At 29.0% G+C, this 6861-nt stretch carries 2 rRNA genes; both read left to right on the top strand.

Annotated elements, in window-relative coordinates:
* Positions 1 to 112 precede the first annotated feature (112 nt).
* Positions 113 to 3215, top strand: a 23S ribosomal RNA gene (locus MK115_RS08775).
* Positions 3216 to 4408: 1193 nt separating this feature from the next.
* Positions 4409 to 6223 (top strand): 16S ribosomal RNA (locus MK115_RS08770).
* Positions 6224 to 6861: the final 638 nt, after the last annotated feature.

Genomic DNA, 6861 nt, shown 5'->3' with positions numbered 1-6861 from the left:
TTTATAATATTATAGAATTATAAATCAATTCTAGTAAAAACAAATTCTCTTATTATTTATTTATAGATGAATAAATACATCAGAATTATATTAAATATTCTGTCATACATGTGATTAATACGTAAGTATATCATTTCTACGTTTTGATTCTTTATACTCAGCTTCAAGTAAGATAACCTGCAAAATTTAAACATATTATTAGGTAGTGGAATTGAAATAAAAGTAAATTTTCTTAGTAATGGCGAATGAATTGAATATAAGCCAAGTCATAAACTAAATTGTAATAGATAATAAAATGTAATTAATATATATGAATGACTCATAATTTTTACAAACTCATTCAAATATGAGATTCTAGAGGATAGTAACCCCGTATTATGATAATTATTGTGTTTGTTTCCATATATTTTTAGAGTACAGTTCTTTGATACTAGAATTGAAAGAATATGGTGATATGTATAAAAGGATACAGAACTTGTGAAGGACCTTTAGTTTACAAGTATCTTAAGGGAAAGATGAAAAGGACTTTGAAGAGGGAGTTAAATAGTATACGAAATCGTTGGTAGAAGGTGTATCAGATTATTAAATTGTCTATCGATATATATACTTATTTGGCAAACACATATCTCCTTTAAATGTGTTATTTCGTTCATATTTCAAATTCAATTCGAATGTACCATATTATTTTGATACAACCCGTCTGGAAACACGGTTCAAAGGAGTCTAGGTTGGATGCATGACACATAATTTTAAATATTTTGAACATATAACGTGAATCGTAATTGTCTAATAAAGTATTTTAACAAATTTCGAATATTGTATTTCCCTAATATAAGCATTTATACTAGGACCCGAAAGATGGTGAACTATACTTACGCAGGGTTAAATCAGGAGAAATTTTGGTTGAGGCTCGCTACGATACTGACGTGCAAATCGTTCGTTTGATACAAGTATAGGGGCGAAAGACTAATCGAACTATCTAGTAGCTGGTTACCTCTGAAGTTTCCTTCAGGATAGCTGGAGATAAATACGTTATATGAGTTAAAGCGAATAATTAGAGTTTATGGGATTTAAGAAATCTCAAACTATTCTTAAACTTTAAATATGTATAATGTAATGCTATCCCGAATGTAGTATAACATTGAAATATATCTTTTTGTGGGCCATTTTTGGTAAGCAGAACTGGCGATGTGGGATGTTCCATACGCATAGTTAATAAGCTAAATTTTTTGCTTAGTAAGACACCATGAAGGGCGTTACTTGATTTGAATAGCAGGACGGTGTTCATGGAAGTTGAAATCCGCTAAGAAGTGTGTAACAACTCACCTGTCGAATTAAGCAGCCCCAAAAATGGATAGCGCTAAAGCAAACTTTTGAAACTAAATTACTATTATTATTGATATAGATGATAGTAAGTAAGATGTTGAAGCAGCAGCATTGAATATCTATACATATATTTTGTTGGAGTAGCTGTTTGTACAGATCTTGGTGTTAGTAGCAATTATTTCTTAAAGAGTTATAAATACTGAGGTGGAGAAAGGTTCCATATCAACAATAATTGGATATGGGTTGATAGTTCCTAAGGAAAATATTAAATTATATTTAATAGTAAATTGTGTTATTTGTTCGATAGGGTGTCAAGTTAATATTCTTGAATTATTATTGCATTGTTAATTAGGTAGCGTTAGATATTTAGTTACAAGATTTATTGTTTTTATAAGAGATCTCTATTCTTAATAAAATTATTATGATCGCGAAATAAGATAACCTTAAGATAAGATTATATACTATTAAGAGCATTGCAAAATTTGCATTGAATGATAAACTTTGAATCATTTTAAAAAAACTGTTAATTTTAGTATCACTACATTTTATTCGTATTAATCACCGCAGCAGGTCTCCAAGGTCAAAAGCCTCTAGTTAATAGAATAAAGTGGGTAAGGGAAGTCGGCAAAATGGTTCTGTAAGTTTGCAATAAAGAATGGCTCATTAGGTTGAGTTATAGAGCTCATGGAATATGCTCTGTGGTACTAATGATTACCTAAATTAATATAACTTGATAATTGGAAGGTCTGTCATTCTATAGTGATTACAACTTGAGAATACTTTTCCTGCAGAGGAAATAATTTTTCATTAACAATTAGCAACCAATAATGAACTGGTACTAACTGCAGGAACCCGACTATTTAATTAAAATAAAGCATTGGGAAGGATTTGACGGTTATTGATACAATGTGATTTCTGCCCAGTGCTCTGAATGTTACAGTGAAGAAATTCAAGAAAGCGCGGGTAAACGGCGGGAGTAACTATGACTCTCTTAAGGTAGCCAAATGCCTCGTCATCTCATTAGTGACGCGCATGAATGGATCAACGAGGTTCCTTCTGTCCCTTCCTACTATCTAGCGAAACCACAGCCAAGGGAACGGGCTTGAATGTAATGGCGGGGAAAGAAGACCCTGTTGAGCTTGACTCTAGTTTGACATTGTGAAGTGGTATCGGCGGTGTAGAATAGGTGGGAGTAAATAAGCAACATTGAAATACCACTACGTCGATCGCTGCTTTACTTATAAATATGTATTAGAAATACTCGGTTGAGTAGGTTTCTAGGTTAAAGTTTTACAAAAACTTGATTATATATATTGTCAGATAGGGAGTTTGGCTGGGGCGGCACATCTGTTAAAAAATAACACAGATGACCTAAGATCAATTCAATGCGAACAGAAATCGCATGTAGAGTTTAAGTGTAAAAGATGATTTGACTTTGATATCATGTTTGAATCAGAGTACTGAAATGTCTGGCTTAGCGATCCTTTAGATATTTGAATTACAAAGCTAGAGGTGTCGGAAAAGTTACCACAGGGATAACTGGCTTGTGGCGGCCAAGCGTTCATAGCGACGTCGCTTTTTGATTCTTCGATGTCGGCTCTTCCTACCCCTATCTTGCATAAGGGATAAACGGTTAGATTGTTCACCTATTAATAGGGAACGTGAGCTGGGTTTAGACCGTCGCGAGACAGGTTAGTTTTATCCTACTATTATAAATTTATCACAAATATAGTACGCTCATTTAGTACGAGAGGAACCATATGCGCACATTTATGATTTATTAAGCTGATTGAGGAATCAATGTCTAGAAGCTGATATGTGAGATCTAACAGCTGAACGCCTCTAAGTCGGAAACACTACTAGTCATTGTGTTTATTTGTATTCGTCATATTTTGAAAAATAATTTATAAATACATTCGTATATTATTTGAAATATATAAATTGAATTTGGTTATTGCTTCTGCGACTAAGATACTATATTAACGATATAATGTGACAATAGTATTGTTTTAATTAAAGTTGACTTGTTCAACGATTCTTTGAGATTTGGCTATATTTTTAAATATTTTATTTTTAAATGTAATATTATATTAACTGAAAACATTATTTGGTAAATGATATCTGGGAAACATTTTAGATTATAAACACCTTGATCAGGTCTTTGGTATATCATTTTTGGAAAATTAAGCCAATATATATTAAAAAATAACCATATGATAAACTGTGCTAATTAGAATATATGTTGTATATTGAAAAAACAAAATATGTGAAAAACACTTTGTAAAAAAAAATCTATTTTGATAAAATATTCAAATTTGATTCATAGTTTTACTTATCAACGTAAGAACGTAAAATTTTGAATATATTTTAGTTATGTTAAATAAATATAATATAAAGTACATTTACATACTAATTATACATAAAAAATGATAATTTTTAATTTTATATTATATATATATATTTTTTCCTATAATTTATTATAGACAAAAGATATTTAATTTAGATAATATTAAATTGATTATGTATAATTTTATATTATTAAACTTTTAATATTAGAAAGGAACATTTCATTAAAGATTAATTTTATAAAAAATGTTCATTTTATGAACTGAATAATTAATAACGGATATATTTTTAGGTATTCAAGAAAATAAAGTACAACTTTCTATTTTATAAAATCGCATTATTATATTATTTAATATATATATTAATGGCTAAAGATTTCTATATACATATGTGTATAATGTTATCTAACGTTTTTATCTGCTATATAACGTAATGGTTACGTTTAAAGGTCTTATTTAAGCTTCAAATCGCAAATATTATGGACAGATATTACGATTTTAAAAATAATTTATATATATCATTCTCTTTAATTTAATATATTTTTTTGAACATTTGACTTTATTTGATTATAAAAAATATGAATTATTTTTTTTATTTATGTTATATTTTGACTACAAGAAATAGTTTATGATATATATATATTCAAATTATAATGTATATCTCATTGATGTACAATTTTTTATATATATTAAATATACCTATACCTTATTTACTATATCAACTATATATATGTATACATTTTATCTGGTTGATCCTGCCAGTAGTCATATACTTGTTTCAAAGAATAAGCCATGCATGTCTTAGTTCTTTGATTAATTTACAATAGATTGCATATGGCTCATTACAACAGTTACTATAATTTTGAATTATTCATTGTGTGGATAACTTCAGAAATTCTTCAGCTAATACATGGATTAATGGATATTTATTTTGTAAAATATATATTTGCTTTTATTATCATTCAAATTAAAATGTTACTACATTATGGAAGATTCATATTACTATCAGGGTGGATCACAATATACTATGTGGCAATTCATTCTAGTTTCTGACCTATCAGTTAATTAGTAGCGTTTTGGTCTATTGAGGCACATACAGGTAACAGAGAATTAGGGTTCTGTTCCGGAGAGGGAGCCTGAGAAATAGCTACCACATCTAAGGAAGGCAGCAGGCACGTAAATTACCCAATTTTAATTAGGAGAGGTAGTAACAAGAAATCACAATATTGTGCCTTATGGTTAAATGATTGTATTGAGAACAATGTATATGTCTTATCTATAAACTAGTAGAGGGCAAGTCTGGTGCCAGCAGCCGCGGTAATTCCAGCTCTAAAAGTATATACTAACATTGTTGCAATTAAAAAGCTCGTAGTCGAACAACTGAAGTATTCAATTTTATGTAGTCTAAATTAATTACAATAAAAATAATTTTACCAAAATCTTTAATATTTTTACTCTATTGGCATTTGCTTTCTGATAAAGTTTTAAATGTATTTTTACTTTGAAAAAATTAGAGTGTTTTACGCAATCTTAGGATATTATTCTAAAGTATGGAATCATAAGTAATGGTTTTAGCTAATTTTGAATAGTTTGAGAAGTTGATATAATGATCTATAGAATTATTCGGAGGGTTTAATATTTTATTGTTAGAAGTGAAATTCTGTGATCGATAAAAGATTGCCTACAGCAAGAGCATTCATCTAGGGTGAATTCATTGATCAAGAACGTAAGTTGGGGGATCGAAGACGATCAGATACCGTCGTAGTCTGAACTATAAACAATATCAACTAGGTATTAGCAAATGTTTCTATGACTTTGTTAGAACCTAATGAGAAATCAAAGAATTTGGATTCTGGGGGAAGTATGGTCGCAAGGCTGAAACTTAAAGGAATTGACGGAAGGGCACCACAAGATGTGGATTCTGTGGCTTAATTTGACTCAACACAGGAAAACTTATCAGGTCATGACATATGTATTAATGACAGCTTATTAGTTCTTTCTTGATTATATGGGTGGTGGTGCATGGCCGTTCTTAGTTGGTGAAGTGATTTGTCTGGTTAATTCCGTTAACGAACAAGACTATTACCTATTTATTTGCATATTATTCTAATTAATATTTTTGCTTATTTGAGGGACTAGTTTTGCATAAAAAGCTGGAAGTTGGTAGCAATAACAGGTCTGTTATGCCCTTAGATGTTCTGGGCAGCGCACGGACTACAATAGGAAAATGATTATGATTAAAATTATCTTTCGAAAAGAGCTGATAAATCATGAAATTTACCTATGTTAGGGATCACGCATTGAAATTTTTATGTGTTAACCAGGAATATCTTGTAAATGTATGTCATTAACATTCATTGAATATGTCCCTGCCTTTTGTACACACCGCCCGTCGCTCCTACCGATTGGATAAGTTGGTGATTAGATTGGATAAAAAAATATTTTCTATTAAATAACATTAAAATAAAATATTTGCAAATTAGATTATTTAGAGGAAGGAGAAGTCGTAACAAGGTTTCCGTAGGTGAACCTGCAGAAGGATCATTGACAGCTATATTAAATTAGTGTGTTATATATATTAGATTCATAAAAAATAACATATGGACTTTCATAAATTTATTCTAATTCAAGTGAAATAATATAAATAGTATAGTAATTACTTTTTAATAATTAATATTTAACTATTGTGTAAATACTTTATATTTAATGAAGAAATTATATTAACTGCTGACATTGAACCTTTTGGTTAATACAACAATGAAGAATGTGGCAAAATATGAAATATTGTTATGAATTGCAGAATTTGGTGAATCTTTAATTGTTTTAACATTTTTCCATTGAATATATTTATGGTACAATATACGTGATTGAGCTTTACTAATCATATATAACTGCAACAAATAATTGTATATTACAATTTCTGCTCAAAATTATAATTTTTTGTATGTAGTATAATAATTCGACTTGCTTGCTAAATCTATATTAAATGTATTTTCTTTCGAAAGTTTTATCATATTTCTATATTTAATAATTTTACAAATATAATATAAAAACTATTTTGAAGTGTATAGTCCTGCTACTATATAAAATTTTGTTTATATTAGATTTTATAATTTATAATATTATAGAATTATAAATCAATTCTAGTAAAAACAAATTCTCTTATTATTTATTTATAGATGAATAAATA

This window comes from Prochlorococcus sp. ALOHA_ZT_50 (genome assembly GCF_022447305.1).
GTDB lineage: Bacteria > Cyanobacteriota > Cyanobacteriia > PCC-6307 > Cyanobiaceae > Prochlorococcus_A.
The sequence above is the reverse complement of the archived record's forward strand: the minus strand, read 5'-3'. Positions and strand labels throughout refer to the sequence as shown.